Genomic DNA, 17,010 nt, shown 5'->3' with positions numbered 1-17,010 from the left:
TCTTTCAACAGTTTTACTCCTGATTTAGATTGAGATAGCAACTAAATTCATTAATTGATAATTGATAATGGATAATTGATAATTACCTCTGGTTAAAACCGCTACGGAATTGAATATAAGGAGATATTATTTTTTCTCTTGGTTGATTGGATATAGTTAGGGAACCCATCCATCCCTCAACCGCTTTTTTCCCCTTAAAAGGGGGAGGCTTTAAACCAGAATTATTTAATAATTAATAATTAATAATTAATAATTCGGTAAAGATACTAAAAATTAAACAAGTTTAAACTTAGATAATTAACCTTTTCTTGACTACCTTCTACTATAAACTTACTGTCGCGATCGCAACTGCTTTACTATTACGATCTAGTTTTATTATCCAAAATCTAAAAATAGTAAATTCTTTATTATGCTACATTAATATTACTTTATGTAATATACTTAATATAGCACTACGCAAATAGGTTAGGACATTTATAAATGCTCAAAGTTAGTCAGGGATAACTTCTGAATTCTAACTTCTAACTTTTGACTTTTGACTTTTGAATTCTAACTTGCGTAGCACCATAGCTGTGCCTCTAAAATATTTGACAGTAGAATTATGGCAACTTTTCGGGACATCATTAAATACTACCAGGCATACCTACCACTTTCCATCTTAGGTATCGGAGCATCTAGCGCCATCGAACTAATTGATTTAATAGTTCCTTATGCCATTGGCCAGACTTTGAATATACTTTCAGACCGCTCTACAGACTGGCCAATGGAAAACTTGATTGGAGCGGTCTCCAATCTAACTGGACTACCAACTAATCAACTATTATCCCTATCAGTGACATTAGGATTAATATTTTTGGTCAGCATCACCAAAGGTCCAACCACGGCTTGGTTAGGGCACTGGTATCACTGGGTAGTTCCTCTAAGAGCACGTCGAGACCATTTCCAAAACGCCGTCAAAAAAATCCTCACCCTACCTATAGAATTTTATGATGAAAATAACCCAGGACGGATAGCTAACCGTATTTCTAAAGGAGTCTTAAACCACACTTGGATTTATCCTGAAATTGCCGGTATATTAATACCCAAATTAGTTCGTGTAGTTGGAATTTTTATCGTCATCTGTTTAATAGAATGGGAGATTGCTATTCTATTCTTAATTTCTTTTATCTTTATTCTTAGTTTTACTACCAAAACCCTTCAACATCTTGCCAAAATAGAAGTAACTTTTGATAAATATGAAGAAAACACAGAAAGTCGTAACTCCGAAATTATTACCAATATAAAAACAGTCAAAGCATTTGCTACAGAAACTCAAGAGCTGCGCAAACAAACTACCCGAATTAACCGCGCTCTCAAATTTATTATCTATCGAATTCATCGAGGCTATGTCTGGCTATCTATGTATCAGACAACAATTGTTCAATTTTGCCTTTTATTCATTCTGGGTTTAACATTATCAGCAACATTGTCTGGCGAAATTTCTCTAGGATATTTCGTGACTATATATACCCTAGCAAGTATGGCTTATGCAGAGATAACTCCCATCAGTCAACTAACTGAAGAATTTGTCCGTCGCTATGCTTCAATGATTCGTTTCCATGAATTTATGCAATTACCTATAGGTTCTGATGCTGCTAATTTAACCGGAGAAATTGCCAAGTCACAAGATATTAATGCCTATAAATTTACAGGGAAAGTAGAGTCATCTAATTTAAGCTTTGGTTACAATCAAAACCAACCTGTTTTAGAAGATATAAATTTCTTAATTAAACCTTGCCAAACAGTCGCTTTAGTCGGAAAATCTGGCTCAGGAAAATCTACTTTAGTCAAATTAATATTCAGATATTTTCAACCAAATAAAGGCAAAATTTTAATTGATGGAGAAGATATTAATACTCTAGATATTACAGGTTATCGACGTAGATTAGCAATTGTTCATCAAGAAGTAGATATATTCAATGGCACTCTATTAAATAACTTGACTTACGGTAATCCTCAAGCAACTTTTTCCCAAGTTAAAGATGCTTGTAAAATTGCTAAAGTTGATGAATTTATTGAACAAATGCCTCAAGGTTACTATACAGTTGTTGGTGAAAGAGGAATGCGATTATCTGGTGGTCAACGACAACGTATAGGAATTGCTAGAGCATTATTAGTAGACCCAGATGTGCTAATTTTTGATGAGGCAACTTCAAGTTTGGACTATGAAAGTGAGCGATCGATTCAGTTAGCAATGCGTAATATTTTTGGTACTCGCACTACGATTATTATTGCCCACAGATTAAGTACAGTTAGGGAGGCGGACAAAATCGTAGTTCTTGACCAAGGTAAAATTGTCGAAGTTGGTAGTCACGAAGAATTATTAGCTCAAAAAGGTATTTATCGCCGACTACATTCATTACAAGAGACTGGGGAATTAATAGCTTAAGTCTGGCAGGAGGGAGTGGGGGAGTGGGGGAGTGAGGGAGTGAGGGAGAAATTAAAAAATATATCTTCATCATTACTATGCAGGGCTCCCCTTGCCACTCATAACTTTTTCAACAAACCCTAACTATTATTTCTCCCTGTTCCGGTGTTCCCTCTTCTAGAAGAGATGTCCAATAAACTTTTTCACAAAAACTATTGCAATTAATTTTTTTTGTGTTAGTATTTATAAATGTGAGTCGTAGGGGTCGGTGCCCGAGTGGTTAATGGGGGCGGACTGTAAATCCGCTGGCTATGCCTACGCTGGTTCAAATCCAGCTCGGCCCACTCACTAATAGGAAGGATTGAAAGAAAAATGCCCGTGTGGCTCAGTGGTAGAGCACACCCTTGGTAAGGGTGAGGTCACGAGTTCAATCCTCGTCACGGGCTTGGTAAAGAATTTATACTATCTCTAAATAAGTATATAGTAAGGTAAAAAATAGGTTTTGCTTTTTTCAACGATATTATAGTTATGGTAACAACTATATGAAAAAAGTTTAAAGTCTCATATGGTTATATTATTAAAGTTATATTATTTTAAGTAAAGTTATACATATCTAGCTATTCTTCTCAAATAGCTTGAACGGTATGGCACAATCAATAAACTAAGTATTTTTTGGGGAAGGTGGTATGACACCCACAAAACTTTCAGATTCAGAAAAATTAGAAATTGTTGAGCTGTATCAGACTACAGAAGATAATACTATTACTCTGGCAGACCGCTATGGGGTAAGTAGTTCTACTATTAGACGTATATTACAAAGTAGCATACCAGAAGATGAATATAAAGGCCTAGTTCAACAGAAACAAAAACGTCCATCTCGTTCCCCAAAAAATATCGACCAGGATAAAGATGATTTGGATGAGTTCAAAGTCAAGGAATATCTTGAACGAGAAGTATCAGATGATGGGGAAGATGAATCAGGTGGAGTAGTCAAAAAAAGACGACGACGGTCTTCATCATCATCTAATCATCCTGAGATAGATCGGCCAACAGAAACACCTAAATTATCTTTAACTTCTCAAGAAAAGCAAAAATCAAGCGATCGCTTTGAGAATAGTTATAATTTGCCGAAGGAAGAGATAGAAGAAATTTTAGCAGTAGACCTACTAGAGCAAACCCAAAATTTAGATGATTTTGAGGATGATGATTTAGAAGATTTCGACCAAGAAGAGTTTGAAGATGAAGATAAGTTTGATGAAGAAGAAGATAATGTAGAAACATCCTACAATCTGTCTATTCAAAATCCCAGTTACTCTCAAGTTAAAATTTATCCTCTCACAGAATCTGCTCTGCCAAAAATTTGTTACTTAGTAGTAGATAAATTTACAGAGTTAGTGACTAAACCTTTGATGGCCTTTGGTGAACTAGGACAAATACCTATAGAAGATTCTCAAGAGAAAACTTTACCAGTTTTTGACAATCACCGAGTTGCTCATAGATTTTCTACTCGCAACCAAAGAGTGCTTAAAGTGCCTGATGGCAGAATGTTGCAAAAAACATCAGTATATTTACAAGCTAAAGGAATTACTCGACTACTGATTGATGGTCAAGTATACAAGTTGTAGTAACTACTAGAATCTCTAGACAAAGAGGGAGTAAGGGAAAAAATTTGATAATTTCTGTGCTATGTAGGCACAGGTTATTTTCCATAATCGAAAATAAAATCAAAAATCTTCTTGACGATCTTTTGTTTGTCCAATACCAAATAGAGGTGGTAGGAGAATGGAACTAATGATAACTCCTATACTCACGCTAAATGCCAGAGTTACTCCAATAGGTATCTGGATAGAGCGGAAAGTAAGAAATTTCAAAGATATTGGGGCAGAATTCTGGACTGAGAAGATTGCAATACCACTCACCCACAATGCCAGAATTATACTACTGAGAATTGGCGAAATGAATTTTTGCATTAAATTCAGCTTAAGACACAAAATGACTAACTATAAGCTTATCATGAATTACAAATTGAAGCAGGAAGAAGCAAGAAGCAAGAAAGAAAAACTGTAGTCCTGCTAGAGTAATGTTTGATGGGGATGAACAACGGCGCTTCATGGGAGCAAGATGCTCCCACTGCTTTTGTCCTTGACCAAAATAATTACAATAGACCACTATTTTGAAGAAGGAAGAAAAAAAAACTGGGTGTTGCATAAATGCGGGACAATTTTAATAGTTTTGTGGAATGGGCATCTTGCCCGTTTCTGACCCCACTTATATTCATCTCAGGGAAAATATCAAGGAAACTAATGGCAACTAAATAGTATAAAAAATTTGCCAGATAATTAGTGTAATAATATTACTAACAAAATTTAAAATTGATAAATGCTAGTTCCTCTAACTCGTAAAACATTTGAACAACTAATTCCAACTGTAGCTACGAGCGATCAATATAAATATTTTTGGGGAAAATTCTCTGATGTTTTGAAACGAGCTTTAATTTCTGCTGTTGCAGTTTTGACCATTGTTTTAATTAACGTATTTGCTCATAACGATGGAGACCCTTTATTTTTACTAATTGGTATTACAGCAGGTCTTTATTGGTTTTGGGGACCTGTTTTATTAGCTAGTCTTCGTAATATGGAATGTAGGCGATACCCATATAGTGGTCTATGGCAAGGACGAGTTTTAGATGTATATATTACAGAAGAAGTTGTTGGTGAAGAAGAAACAGTTAATAAGAAAGGGGAACTAATGATCGTAGAAAATTTAGAGCAACGAATCAATTTAGAAGTAGGCGATAAAACAGGATTTGTAACTGAAATTCAGGCTCCACTACGCCGTCATCATCAAGGCGTTTCTAGAGGTCAGGTAGCTATAATGTTAGTAATGTCTTATCAAGAAGATTTAGGAAAAATTCTCAAAAGTTCAGATGTTTATCTTCCTACTGTAAATCTCTGGGTTAGTGATTATCCATATTTGAGAAGAGATGCTTTTATTGAAGCAATTAATCAGGTACGCTCATCTCGTAGAAAAAGTAGGCAAGGTCAATCAAGTGATATGAGGTTTAGTTAAAATTCTACAATTTAGACTCTAAACATATTTAACTTGATATTCTTATAGCTGATTAAAATCAGGTTATTTTCCTAACAAAACTTCGATCTGGCTTATTTCTAAATAGTACAATTTCACGAAATATTCAATAAATAAATATTACTTAGTTTATACACTCAAAACTTAGACTTCAGCCTTAATGTTTTTTTTTATACATATTTCTATAATCATAAAATTTATTTGATAGTCAATATTATAAAGGTTATTCAATAATTAACAATTACCTCTTCTTTTCAAGGATAGGATTTATACTTAAGAAAAATTTTTTCTTGTTTCTTCTTTTAAGGGGAGGATTTAAACATTAATTATTCGGTAATTTATTATCTATATATTTTTTTTTAATAGGTTCGTAATTGACCTTCACTATTTTCAAGATTATCCCTTTGAACAGGAGTAAGAGAGCGGTAAGTTTATGATAATTTATAGTCAAATTTAGTAGTTTACTTACCTTGACCTTGTTGACCATAAGCTTGCCAAGCTAAGTCCACTAAACCATTAATAACAGCCACTGCTACCACAGCACTACCCTTACGACCATCAATTCTAATATGAGGAATCATCGAATCGTATAAACGTGACTTAGCTACATCCACCCCCACAAAACCAGAAGGAGTACCAATAACCAAAGCAGGTCTAATTTCCTCCGCTTCAATTAAGTCAACAATTGCACAGAGGGCAGTTTGAGCTTCACCTATAACAAAAATGCCCTCTGGATAACGTCTAGCTAAAGTTTCAATTCCCCAAGCTGCCGTAGTTTTTTCCTTCTGGGGTCTGGTTATAGCATCCATTGAACAATAAACAGGATTAACAAAAGTACTTTGAATTACTGGCGTAATACCCACCTGCACCATTGGCACATCTACGACAATAGTTGTACGAGCAGCTAAAGCAGCAGCTCCAGACTGTAAAGCATGGTCAGAAAAACTAATTAGAGACTTATATTCAAAATCTGCCGTAGCATATATTACCCGCCTCACAATTTCGTACTCCGCAGGAGAGAAGGCGTGAGGGCCTATTTCTCGGTCAATAATTCCTAAGCTTTGGGCATCTGTTATGTGCCATTCCATATTAAATTATTCCCCTGCCTGCAATAGTTAATTAAATAAAGATTCCAAAAAATGAAAATATTAGCAATTAATAATACTCTGGAAGGGCAAAATTTTCCAGAAATCTCCACGACTGTAAATCTATACTTTACTTTATAGATATCAAATTATCAGATTTTTATAGAGATGTTTAATCGTCGTAAATTTATACTTTCTTCTACTTTGATCGGTGGTGGTCTAATTACGACAAATTTAATAGCTAGATCAAAAATAGAGCAGTTATCAGCTCCAGGAATTATTACTTCAGACAGGATGCGTCCTCAAATTCCTTATGGAGTTGCTAGTGGAGATATTTCTGGTGGAGGAAGGGCAGTAATTTGGAGTCGGAGCGATCGCCCAGCTCGAATGATTGTAGAATATGCCACTAATGAATCTTTCCAGAATTCTGAGAAAATTATTGGGTCTGCTGCTCTAGAAACTACAGATTTTACGGCGAAAGTTAATCTTTCTGGTTTACCTACTTCGGAGCAGATATTCTATCGTGTTAGTTTCCAAGACTTGTCAGATACTAACATTTATAGCGTTCCAGTTATTGGTAAATTTCGCACTGTGCCAAAACCAGGGCAGGATATTTTCTTTGCTTGGTCTGGAGATACCGCAGGTCAAGGTTGGGGTATTAACACTGAGTGGGGAGGGATGAAAATTTATGAAGTTATTAGACAGCTTAATCCAGATTTTTTCATTCACTGTGGGGATTATATTTATGCTGATGGTCCTATAAAATCTGAAGTACAGTTGGATGATGGTAATGTTTGGCGCAATTTGACTACACCGGAAAAGTCTAAGGTGGCTGAAACTTTGAAAGAGTTCCGTGGCAACTATATCTATAATTTGTTGGATGAAAATGTTCGTCGTTTTAATGCTGAGGTGCCTCAGATAGTGCAATGGGATGACCACGAAACTACAAATAATTGGTATCCGACTGAGAAGTTATTGAATGATGACCGCTACAAGGTTAAAAGTGTTGCTCTTTTGGCAGCTAGGGGAAAACGGGCATTTTTGGAATATACTCCCATCCGTATTAATGGCCATGACCCGGAAAGAATTTATCGCTCTTTCAGTTACGGGCCTTTGTTGGATATTATGATGTTGGATATGCGGAGTTATCGGGGACCAAATACGGAAAATCTCCAGACAAGTCAAAGTGAGGAAACGGAATTTCTGGGTAGTGAGCAAATAAAATGGTTGAAACAGCAGTTACTTAAGTCTAAGGCAACTTGGAAGGTTATTGGTAGTGATATGCCAGTTGGTTTGGTTGTACCGGATGGGGATACTGCTGCGGAAAATTTGGCTAATGGGGATGGGGTGCCATTGGGGAGAGAGTTGGAGATGGCGGAATTATTGCGGTTTATTAAAGAAAAGAATATTAAGAATGTGGTGTGGTTGACGGCGGATGTTCATTATGGAGCAGCTCATTATTATGATCCGAATTTGGCTCAATTTCAAGAGTTTAAGCCATTCTGGGAATTTGTAAGTGGACCGTTAAATGCGGGAACTTTTGGTCCGAATAAATTGGATAATACTTTTGGTCCTGTGGTGAAGTATCAAAGTGTTAGTGTTGAGGATAAGGTGGTGAATTTTGCTCCGAGCAAGGGTTTACAATTTTTTGGCACGGTGAAAATTGATGGAAGTACGGAGGTAATGACTGTGAAGTTGATAAATATTGAGGAGAAGGTGGTTTATCAGGTTGATTTATTGCCGGAAGAAAATGGTTAAAAATAGATTTTAGTTAACTGTTGAATAACTGAAAATCATTGGGGGTAGTAACAGTAATAATTATAGTTATTCGAGATAAAAACTTGGAACAGAGGCAAAATGAATCAAGTATATCTTCAACTTTTACGGGATAAACTTAAAAGAAGGTTTGAGCAACTTAGCAATTCTAAACACCATAGTTTCCATAACTATCTAATCATGTTTTGGGATTTTATCCAATCCCCACCATTTAAAAGTATTCTTGAATATTTAGCTTATTTATATCCTGAACAAGAAACAAAAGCTAAAAGTCTTATTAAGAATGAGTTATCTGTGAGTAAATCCTGGAGTCAAACGTATAAGCAGCATTATAGTTTAACTTATTTTCTAATTAAAAAATGTGTTGAATTTGAGGATGATAGAAGGACTCTTTATATTGGCGAAATTTACTACAAATATGAGCTTTCCAAGCCCTCAGATAATACATCTGTGATTAATGCTTTTATCTCAAATGTTGTTAGACCACTATACGAATATATTGATGAATCTTTAGAAGAAAACATAGTAATTTCATATTTTCTAGTTCGTTATAAACATCGTTCTGAATGCTTCCAAAGAAAAAACTTAGAGAACCTCTATAAAGAAGACACTAAAAAAGGAGAGAAAAATCTTTGTTTAAATTTGTACGAATATTTATTTGATCAAGGAATAGAGTTTTCAATAGAACCCTGGTCAATTTCTGGAAAAGCTGACTTAGTATTAGCTCAAAGTTCCGATAATCCTTTAATCGCTGATGCCAAAATATTTAATAAAAATAAGTCTTATTTGTTGAAAGCTTTCAGACAAATTTATCAATACACTCTTGATTACAATCAACCTTTTGGCTATTTGATAATATTCAAAACTTGTGAAGAAGATTTAAAGTTTGAGGTTGCTCAAAATAATCAATTAGTACCTTGTGTAGTTCAGAACAACAAAACAATATTCTTTTTGACAATTGATATTTATCCACATGAAAAACCTGCTTCTCAGAGACCAAAACTTAAATCTTATATTATTAAAGAATCAGGTTTAACTGAAGCAATGGAAACTGAGGAGGAGTAAAAATAAATACTATTAGAGAGGAGTGATTTTTGAGTGTCTTGAGTGAGCGATCGCCTCTTTATAACTTTTAAATTTTCTCTAAGTTTCAGTAGATATCTATAAAATAAAAAAAGATTAGCTCCATTAACTTCTGAATTCTAAATTCTGAATTCTAAATTCTGAATTTTTGTAGCGATCGCCTCTTTATAACTTTTAAATTTTCTCTAAGTTTTAGTAGATATCTATATAATAAAAAACCAGCTCAATTAACTTATAAATTCTCAATTCCCAATTCTAAATTCTCAATTCCCAATTCTAAATTCTGAATTCTAAATTCTACATTCCAAATTACCTTTATTTAAAGTCCAACATTTATCAGCTATGGGTAAAAGGTCACTCTCATCATGGGTGACAACCAATAAACTCCAATGATTTTTCAATTTAGCTAATAAGTTTACAAGTTGCTTTCGCATTGACCAATCTAATCCTGCAGTTGGTTCGTCTAACATTAATAGATGAGGTTGTCTAATTAGTTGCACTGCTAAAGCGAGGCGACGTTGCTGACCTCCACTTAAAGCATGAGGTGATGTACTTAATAATAAGTCCTGAAGTCCTACTTCTTCCAAAGCAGAAGATATTTGTTCTGGCCGTATTTCTGGATGGCCTAATCGTAATTCTTCGAGAATAGTAGCGCCACAAAAATGTCTCTCTGGGAATTGAAATACTAAACCACCCAGTTGTTGTAAATGTTCGGAGGTTAATTTTTGCTCTCGCCAGCAAATTTCTCCTTTGGAACATTCAGCTAAACCAGCTAATATTTCTAATAATGTAGTTTTGCCGGAACCGCTACGACCGATAATTAGTCCCATTTGTTGAGGTGCTAGTTCGAGGTTTATATTTTTGAGAATAGGGGTGGTACTAGCTGCTGGATGATAGTGTAGGTTTTTGAGATATAGCATTTATGAAAAAGGAAGGAAAGAAGGAAGAAGGAAGAAGAAAGAAGGAAGAAGGGAGAATTTAATTTTCTGTAATACCCTTGTTCTTTTAAACATCTTTTTTATTTATTGTTTCTACTCAGAAATTTTTCTAAGTTTAGGTTAAAACATTTTCTGGATTTAGATGAAAATTGTCTAAAAATTTATATATAATCTAGGTTAGATAATAACATAGAACATCACAAAATCCACTCTAGTAGTAAATTTCTCTATTAACAACCTAAGCACCGTAAAAATCTAATTAATCTCAAAATAACTTATGCTAAAAATATTATTTAATTGGTGTAAAAAAAAATCAGTATTGAAACAAATATCAGTTTTTTCTAGCACTACTTTAATCGGTTTAAATATATTAGTAAATCCAGCAATTGGAGATCCATTTCGCCAAAGAAATCCTATTGAAATAGGAGAAAAAACTGAAGCAGCTTTTAAAGCAATGTTTGAGGAAGGAGATTATAAACAAGCAAAAGATTATCTTAAAATAGCTGAATCTGAAGAGATAAGTGAGCCACTTGTTTATGCAATGATATCTTCCTTACATTACTTAGATGAAAATTGGGAATCGTTAAAATTGTATGCCGAGAAAACTACTGAAGTAGCAGAAAATTTAATTACAATAAACCCAGTTCGCGGTAATATTTATGCTGCAACTGGTCAATTTCTAGAAGGTGCTTATATCATATCTACTGAAGGTACATTAAAAGGCGCTCCAAAAGCTCTGGAAAAACTTCGGAAAGCTTTGAGTCATTTTGAAACAGCAGAGAGAATAAATTCATCAGACCCAGAGTTAAATTTGCTCAAAGGATATATGGATTTAATGTTGGCTGTTAATTTACCATTTTCTGACCCTGAAAAGGCAATAAAAACATTACAAGAAAAAGCTTATCCTCATCATTTAGCTTATCGAGGAGTGGCAGTAGCTTATCGAGATTTAGACAAACTTGAAAAAGCTTTAGAATATGTGGATAAAGTTTTGTTAGAAGTTCCAGATAATCCTGAAGTACATTACCTAAAAGCACAAATTCTAGTTGCTCAAGCTCGAGATAAAGATAATGATTTATCAATGAGAAAAAAAGCTAGAGAAAACTTTGATATGGCTTTGGAAAAGTCAGATAAAATGCCAAGACGTTTGGTAGCACAAGTATTTTTTGAACAGTGTAAAAATATTAATAATATAGATGATGGTAAACGACCTTGTGACCCAATGCGAGATGCTATTAGGGATGGTTCCGGTACATGGGGACCAACAGAATTACCACTGCTTTAAAGTAGCGGTTAGCGATCGGCGATCAGCACTCAGCAGTAAATGTTTATAAGGAGATTTAAACCCAGAAAGGCTAAAATATAATAGCTAGTTAAACTGCTAATTAAAAAGTATAAAACTTTAACTAATCTTGATTTTTTTCTATAACAACTCTTGGGGTAGTTGTAGAGAAAATATCTTGGAATTCAGATAACAGATGTCAGTACTCATACTTTTTATATATACTGGGATTTTGTGATAATTTATCCCCATATTGTTATAGTGATAAATTACTAGAATTAGTCAAAAAAAATCAGGAATGACAAATATTTATGGAAATACAATTTCGCGAATTTAATCCTTTTGATGTGTGGATTTGGCTAGAGTTTAGTACTGTTCCTTCAACAGCAGAAAAGCATTATATAGAGGAACTATTTGATTCCTGGTTTTTATTAGGAAAACTGGGTGGCTTTAATGCAGAAAATCTACAGGTTCAAGATGCAGGAATAGAAGTTAGTTATATGGAGTATAGTCAGGAAGTTGCAGGTCAAAGTATGATGGCTGTTATGCACAATATGGGAGAAGTAGAATATCAAGGATTTTGGGGTCGTTGTTGGTTTGATTTGGGAACTAGCGATGCTTTAGGAATTGATATTTTGACGAACAGTTTTCAACGATTAGATGAGGAGTTTGTCAAAATAGAAAAACTTATTATTGGGGGGCAAAATGAGGACTGGCCTGTGCCTGAAAATAATGATGAAATTGGTTTTTATGATAATAATTAATTGTAATTTTATGTTTTTCTATATTGTCAAAAATTAACCAGATCGAGCTTTTTAATGACTAGAAAATTAGGTTTCAAGCTTCCCCTTTTAAGGAGATAAAAAGCGGTCTGCCGTCAGCTATCAGCTATTGCTTTATAGTTAGTGATAAAAGCTTTACTTATATTGAGAAACGACAAATCTTACTACAAAAGTCAGCTCCAAAATCTATGTTCATTTAAACCCCTTTCTTAAGCATAGGGTTTTATTGCTGATAGCCATCAGCTATCAGCTGAATGCTTACCTGCCATATCCAATCAACCAAGAGAAAGAAAATTCAATATTTTGAGCTTCCTACAAAAATAGGAGGTACTGATAACTGAAATGACTCTTGATATTTATCTGAGAAAATTATATGAGTAAAAAGAAAAAAATTAGGGTTTTAGCTTTGGGTTTAATTAGAGATGGCGATCGCTTGTTTATTTCTCAAGGTTATGACTCTGTAAAACAGGAATTTTTCTATCGGGTTATGGGTGGAGGTATTGATTTTGGAGAATACAGTCGTGATGCTTTACAAAGAGAGTTTCAAGAGGAGATTCAAGCTGAGTTGACTAATATTAAATATTTGGGTTGTATGGAAAACATTTTTTTGTTTAATGGGGAGGAAAGACATGAGTTAATTCAATTATATAAATGTGATTTTGCCGATAAAAAGTTTTATCAAATAGAAGAATTAACTTTTTGGGAGAAGGAGCGAAAGAAAACGGCTCTTTGGGTTTCGATAGATAGATTTAAGTCTGGAGAATTGAAAATAGTGCCAGAAAATTTTTTAGAGTATTTGTAATCATTCTACAGTCAGGTATCAGCTTTTAAAGGAGAAAAAAGTAATGTTATCAAAGCTTCAGAGTATGAATATCTGGTTGAGAATGTACTATAAATTCAACTAATGCTTGCTTCATTCATTAAAAAGCTGAGTACGAGCTTTAGTAATTAGGATAGTCATTAAAATGGAGATTAATATTCCTGATGTAAGGGAAGGAAAAAGAAGTAAAGGATAACAATTCCTGGAGGTAGGTAACTGAAAGAAAATGAGTCTAAATTTACAGGATAAAAAAAAATTTCAACCGGATAATAAATCCCAAAACTATACTCAATCAAGTCAAGTAAAAAACTATTACTCTGAGTTATGTAAATCTGAAGAAAATAATGTTGATGCTATTAATAAATTAGCAGAAACTTATTATAACCAAGGGAATTTTACAGAAGCAATCGCTCTCTGTCATCAAGCTCTAAAAAATCAACCAAATTTTGCCCCAGTCTACAAAACTTTAGGAAATTTACTGCAAGCACAAAACAAAGTAAATGCTGCGATTCGTGCTTATTCATTAGCGATAAAGATTAACCCAAAATTTGTTGAAGCTATTGTAAATTTGGGTAGTATGTTTTATAAAAAAGGAGAAATTAATGAAGCAATGATTATCTATAGAAAAGCAATTAGTTTAGAACCAGGTGTAGCAGCAGCTTATTGGAATTTAGGTAAAGTTTTAGAACAAGAAGGTAGATTTTATGAAGCATTTTTTTTTCAAGAAAAAGCTTTAGAAATTCAGCCATACTTAGTTAATAATGGTCGAAAAAATCATCAAGATAGTCTGTTTAAAAAGTGGCATAGTCAATAGAATTATACCAATTTTAAAAAAGAATGCTACAAAAAGGTAGATATTGAAAAAATAACTGCTCCAGTTCATTTGAGATATTTATCTCTATCTTTCCCCCCTTTTTTTAACTATTTACCCCTTATTCCTTCTTCCCTCTTTCTTATTTATTACTTCTATCATTTGTAACAAACATTTATCAAATTGGTATTAAATAGAGTATTATGAATATTTTTTTGCAAAAATATTTCGACAATTAATAATTAGTTATTAACAATTACCTCTCCTTGAAAATAAAAATAAGAGGATTGATGCTTAAGGAAAATTTTTTCTTTAGAATGGCAAAATTAAATGCTATCAATTGACCAAAAATTACTTTCATGAAATCAGAAGAACAACAGCATCCTCAATATCATAAAGACCGCGAAATAGTTAATACCCTGTTAATAGGAAAAGATACTCCTTACAACTTAGCAGAATTGGCAAGATTAAAAATTCGTTATCGAGGTTTTCCAGGTGCGAGAGATATTCAGAAAGACTTAGAAAAAGTTCTGCAAAAATGGGAATTAACAGAAGAACAGTTGTATGAAAAAACCCGCGCAATTCATAGTAAAGGTCAGGCATATAAACGACAAAATAATGAACAAGAAGATTGGTTTTAGATCAGCATTTCCTCCGGAATGCTGCGCAAACAGCTGTCAGCTTTGGGCAACTATAAGCACTACACAAATAGGGCGCGGACATTTTTAATGAAGTCAGAAGTCAGAAGTTATTTTTGTAACGAGAATTTGAGCAATGTCACAAAAATATTTGCCTTTAAAAGGCAGGGTTTTATACCAATTTCAAAAAAAAATGTTACAAATAAACTGGCTAGTCAAAAACTAATAATCCACCTAAAACCTATCACCTAACACCTAGAAAATTATTTGTAGCAAACATTTATCAAATTGGTATTAGACCTATATTATTTTGATAAATTCTTAAACTTAGTCATGGATTACTTCTGAATTATAAATTCTGACCTCTGACTTCAGCTATACCACCTTAACTATTAATATTAAGCTGTTTAGTAATTATATTAATTGGAGGAGAACAGTAAACACATAATTCATTAGCAATTTCTACAGCTTCTTGAGGATTTTTATCTAAATACATTGCAGTTAAAGCAAAATGTTCTCCAGCTCCAATAGCCGCAAATTCATTAATTTTTTCCACTAAATAACTATCACAAATACGGAAAATTTTTCCCTCAATTCCAATTAAATAACTGTTTCTCTTAGAAAAAGAATCATCTTTAGATTTAGCCCAAGTATAAAACTCAACAATGAAATCTAAAACAGCTTCTACGGTTGGCGCTGCGGGTTTGTGATTTCTGGCAAAAATCTGCATAAAGCTTAATTCCATAATCAAACCAACACCACCAATAACTAAACCATTAACTTCAAAAAGTTTACCTTGTTCGTCTCCAGTAACACGATAAGTTTCTTTTAAATAACCGGATACTCGAATACTATCAGAGGCAAACATTAAGCGGTCTGAATATTTTCTGGCTGCAACAACACTCATAATATTTAATTAAATTTCCTCAAATTAATTTTCTACTATTTGAATAACAGTATGGTGGGTAAGTTTGAGTTATCTATATTAATAGTAAATTTTTTAAGATTTGCTCACTGCAAGCCATTAATTCTTAGACAAAATTTTGAAAAAGTGGAATTTAACTTAAGAAAATCTATCTAAAAAAAAATCGTAAAATTTATAGTTAATAAGGAGTAAATTATACAGTTATAGCAGAAAAAAAAAGGAAGAAGGAAGAAGGAAAAATATTGTGTTGTCTAAATTTTAAGCTCTCGATATTTCATAATCTTTCCTTCGACTGCTATAGATACTAACATACAGATTTTCCAAATAATATGTTGTATTTCTCAGCCTAATTAGGTACACCTAATACACCTTATATTTAACTCCTGACTCCTGACTTCTTAAAGTTAAAAAACTTTGTACCTCAAAAGTATGGGAAATGCTATAGCAGGTTCAATATTTAATATGGTACAACAGACAAAGTAAATATTTTTTGCTTGTTACCGAAAAATTCTGGTCTAAAGCCTCCCCTTTTAAGGGGATGAAAAAAAATCGATTCAGTATTTTCAAGCCTCCGACTTTAGTCGGAGGTTCACTGATAACTGATAACTGATAACTGATAACTGATAACCTATTTCCTACTTCCTAAAATGTAACGATCATCTGTTTCACTTTTTGCGATAAACATGAAACTTTTTGCTTTCATCAATACTAACAAAACTAAATCCAGCTTGTTCCATAATTTCTTCTTTTTTCCATTGCTTAATGTAATTCAAATTAAGTGTTTGTTGAGCTAATATTTCCCCATCTTTCTTAAAGAAATAACTTTTCTCAATGGATTCAACTTCATCATTTTCGGCAATTTTTTCTATCTCCTGAGAGTAAACAATTCCTGTCGGGAGATTTTTTTGATGACTTTTATGCTCTCCTTGAACACTCAACAGAAATAATCCATCTTGACGCAGATGTTTAGCAACATTAATTAATCCCTTAATATCCTCATCAATATCCTTGGTATGATTTCTTAAGTCAGTCCGATCGCCTCGTTGACTTATCACCCAAACTCCTCTACTAGAAACAGCAATATCAAAAGTTTCTTGGAGGTTCATATCATAGATATCTACCTCTACTAATTTTCCCCATTCTCCTAATCTTTTTCTGGCAATTTTGAGCATTGATAAGTTCAACAATGAATAATGAATAATGAATAATGAATAATGAATAATGAATAATTACCTCTCCTTGAAAAGAAGAGGATTGACTAATAATGAAAATTTTTCTTTATTATCCCCTTAAAAAGGGAGGCTTTAAACCACAATTTTTCGGTAATATCTACTCCTGTAAATTCAGCTTCGGGAACAAGAGGCAATAATTTTTCA

Annotated in this window: 15 protein-coding genes and 2 tRNA genes; 12 read left to right on the top strand and 5 right to left on the bottom strand. The window is 33.5% G+C overall.

The genetic code is table 11. From position 1 onward, the window contains the following. Positions 1–601: 601 nt before the first annotated feature. The 4 genes from AC3DU7_RS07285 to AC3DU7_RS07270 all read left to right on the top strand — a co-directional run bounded on the left by AC3DU7_RS07285 (position 602) and on the right by AC3DU7_RS07270 (position 4,032). Positions 602–2,428 carry an ABC transporter ATP-binding protein gene (locus tag AC3DU7_RS07285; protein ID WP_488038687.1) on the top strand — a complete coding sequence of 609 codons (1,827 nt, stop codon included), beginning with the start codon at positions 602–604 and terminating at the stop codon, positions 2,426–2,428. Positions 2,429–2,669: 241 nt separating this feature from the next. Continuing rightward, positions 2,670–2,751: transfer RNA gene (locus AC3DU7_RS07280), tRNA-Tyr, on the top strand. A gap of 30 nt (positions 2,752–2,781) precedes the next feature. After that, positions 2,782–2,853 (top strand) — tRNA-Thr (locus AC3DU7_RS07275). Positions 2,854–3,093: 240 nt separating this feature from the next. Further along, entirely contained in the window at positions 3,094–4,032 is a 939-nt protein-coding gene (locus AC3DU7_RS07270; protein WP_488038686.1) for a transcriptional regulator, read from the top strand. Positions 4,033–4,131: 99 nt separating this feature from the next. Here AC3DU7_RS07270 and AC3DU7_RS07265 read toward each other — a convergent pair whose 3' ends face one another. Next, positions 4,132–4,377 carry a LapA family protein gene (locus AC3DU7_RS07265; RefSeq protein ID WP_488038685.1) on the bottom strand — a complete coding sequence of 82 codons (246 nt, stop codon included), beginning with the start codon at positions 4,375–4,377 and terminating at the stop codon, positions 4,132–4,134. 409 nt (positions 4,378–4,786) lie between these two features. Between AC3DU7_RS07265 and AC3DU7_RS07260 the strand changes: the two genes are divergently transcribed. Continuing rightward, positions 4,787–5,476 (top strand): phosphate ABC transporter permease, encoded by a 690-nt coding sequence (locus AC3DU7_RS07260; protein ID WP_488038684.1) that lies wholly within the window; start codon positions 4,787–4,789, stop codon positions 5,474–5,476. 479 nt (positions 5,477–5,955) lie between these two features. Here the strand turns inward: AC3DU7_RS07260 and AC3DU7_RS07255 are convergent, their stop codons facing one another. After that, positions 5,956–6,582, bottom strand: coding sequence for a precorrin-8X methylmutase (locus tag AC3DU7_RS07255; protein WP_293075332.1), 627 nt, complete (start codon positions 6,580–6,582; stop codon positions 5,956–5,958). 165 nt (positions 6,583–6,747) lie between these two features. On the opposite strand from AC3DU7_RS07255, the gene AC3DU7_RS07250 reads away from it, so the two are divergent. Continuing rightward, positions 6,748–8,337: an alkaline phosphatase D family protein gene (locus tag AC3DU7_RS07250; RefSeq protein ID WP_488038683.1), complete on the top strand. Its 1,590-nt coding sequence runs from the start codon at positions 6,748–6,750 to the stop codon at positions 8,335–8,337. Positions 8,338–8,436: 99 nt separating this feature from the next. After that, complete coding sequence (locus AC3DU7_RS07245) at positions 8,437–9,420, top strand: hypothetical protein (protein ID WP_488038682.1); 984 nt, start codon at positions 8,437–8,439, stop codon at positions 9,418–9,420. Between the two features lie 308 nt (positions 9,421–9,728). Here the strand turns inward: AC3DU7_RS07245 and AC3DU7_RS07240 are convergent, their stop codons facing one another. After that, positions 9,729–10,358 (bottom strand): ABC transporter ATP-binding protein, encoded by a 630-nt coding sequence (locus AC3DU7_RS07240; protein ID WP_488038681.1) that lies wholly within the window; start codon positions 10,356–10,358, stop codon positions 9,729–9,731. 295 nt (positions 10,359–10,653) lie between these two features. On the opposite strand from AC3DU7_RS07240, the gene AC3DU7_RS07235 reads away from it, so the two are divergent. The 5 genes from AC3DU7_RS07235 (at position 10,654) to AC3DU7_RS07215 (ending at position 14,712) form a co-directional block, all read left to right on the top strand. Further along, the gene (locus AC3DU7_RS07235; RefSeq protein ID WP_488038680.1) at positions 10,654–11,661 is read left to right on the top strand and encodes a Sll0314/Alr1548 family TPR repeat-containing protein; all 1,008 of its coding nucleotides are present in this window, start codon (positions 10,654–10,656) and stop codon (positions 11,659–11,661) included. Positions 11,662–11,969: 308 nt separating this feature from the next. Further along, positions 11,970–12,422 (top strand): DUF3531 family protein, encoded by a 453-nt coding sequence (locus AC3DU7_RS07230; protein WP_488038679.1) that lies wholly within the window; start codon positions 11,970–11,972, stop codon positions 12,420–12,422. Between the two features lie 391 nt (positions 12,423–12,813). Further along, positions 12,814–13,242, top strand: coding sequence for an NUDIX hydrolase (locus tag AC3DU7_RS07225; RefSeq protein WP_488038678.1), 429 nt, complete (start codon positions 12,814–12,816; stop codon positions 13,240–13,242). A 244-nt stretch (positions 13,243–13,486) separates the two neighbouring features. Then, positions 13,487–14,074 (top strand): tetratricopeptide repeat protein, encoded by a 588-nt coding sequence (locus AC3DU7_RS07220; protein WP_488038677.1) that lies wholly within the window; start codon positions 13,487–13,489, stop codon positions 14,072–14,074. A gap of 356 nt (positions 14,075–14,430) precedes the next feature. After that, entirely contained in the window at positions 14,431–14,712 is a 282-nt protein-coding gene (locus AC3DU7_RS07215; protein ID WP_488038676.1) for a DUF3288 family protein, read from the top strand. 382 nt (positions 14,713–15,094) lie between these two features. Here the strand turns inward: AC3DU7_RS07215 and AC3DU7_RS07210 are convergent, their stop codons facing one another. Next, a complete protein-coding gene (locus AC3DU7_RS07210; RefSeq protein ID WP_488038675.1) occupies positions 15,095–15,616 on the bottom strand; it encodes a hypothetical protein in 522 nt (173 codons plus the stop codon). A 683-nt stretch (positions 15,617–16,299) separates the two neighbouring features. Then, positions 16,300–16,806, bottom strand: coding sequence for a class I SAM-dependent methyltransferase (locus AC3DU7_RS07205; protein ID WP_488038674.1), 507 nt, complete (start codon positions 16,804–16,806; stop codon positions 16,300–16,302). Positions 16,807–17,010 lie beyond the last annotated feature (204 nt).

This window comes from Okeania sp., from assembly GCF_983059655.1.
The sequence above is the reverse complement of the archived record's forward strand: the minus strand, read 5'-3'. Positions and strand labels throughout refer to the sequence as shown.

Coding starts and splice junctions, on each gene's coding strand:
- AC3DU7_RS07285 (WP_488038687.1), top strand. CDS start 602: ATGGCAACTTTTCGGGACATCATTAAATACTACCAGGCATACCTACCA.
- AC3DU7_RS07270 (WP_488038686.1), top strand. CDS start 3,094: ATGACACCCACAAAACTTTCAGATTCAGAAAAATTAGAAATTGTTGAG.
- AC3DU7_RS07265 (WP_488038685.1), bottom strand. CDS start 4,377: ATGCAAAAATTCATTTCGCCAATTCTCAGTAGTATAATTCTGGCATTG.
- AC3DU7_RS07260 (WP_488038684.1), top strand. CDS start 4,787: ATGCTAGTTCCTCTAACTCGTAAAACATTTGAACAACTAATTCCAACT.
- AC3DU7_RS07255 (WP_293075332.1), bottom strand. CDS start 6,582: ATGGAATGGCACATAACAGATGCCCAAAGCTTAGGAATTATTGACCGA.
- AC3DU7_RS07250 (WP_488038683.1), top strand. CDS start 6,748: ATGTTTAATCGTCGTAAATTTATACTTTCTTCTACTTTGATCGGTGGT.
- AC3DU7_RS07245 (WP_488038682.1), top strand. CDS start 8,437: ATGAATCAAGTATATCTTCAACTTTTACGGGATAAACTTAAAAGAAGG.
- AC3DU7_RS07240 (WP_488038681.1), bottom strand. CDS start 10,358: ATGCTATATCTCAAAAACCTACACTATCATCCAGCAGCTAGTACCACC.
- AC3DU7_RS07235 (WP_488038680.1), top strand. CDS start 10,654: ATGCTAAAAATATTATTTAATTGGTGTAAAAAAAAATCAGTATTGAAA.
- AC3DU7_RS07230 (WP_488038679.1), top strand. CDS start 11,970: ATGGAAATACAATTTCGCGAATTTAATCCTTTTGATGTGTGGATTTGG.
- AC3DU7_RS07225 (WP_488038678.1), top strand. CDS start 12,814: ATGAGTAAAAAGAAAAAAATTAGGGTTTTAGCTTTGGGTTTAATTAGA.
- AC3DU7_RS07220 (WP_488038677.1), top strand. CDS start 13,487: ATGAGTCTAAATTTACAGGATAAAAAAAAATTTCAACCGGATAATAAA.
- AC3DU7_RS07215 (WP_488038676.1), top strand. CDS start 14,431: ATGAAATCAGAAGAACAACAGCATCCTCAATATCATAAAGACCGCGAA.
- AC3DU7_RS07210 (WP_488038675.1), bottom strand. CDS start 15,616: ATGAGTGTTGTTGCAGCCAGAAAATATTCAGACCGCTTAATGTTTGCC.
- AC3DU7_RS07205 (WP_488038674.1), bottom strand. CDS start 16,806: ATGCTCAAAATTGCCAGAAAAAGATTAGGAGAATGGGGAAAATTAGTA.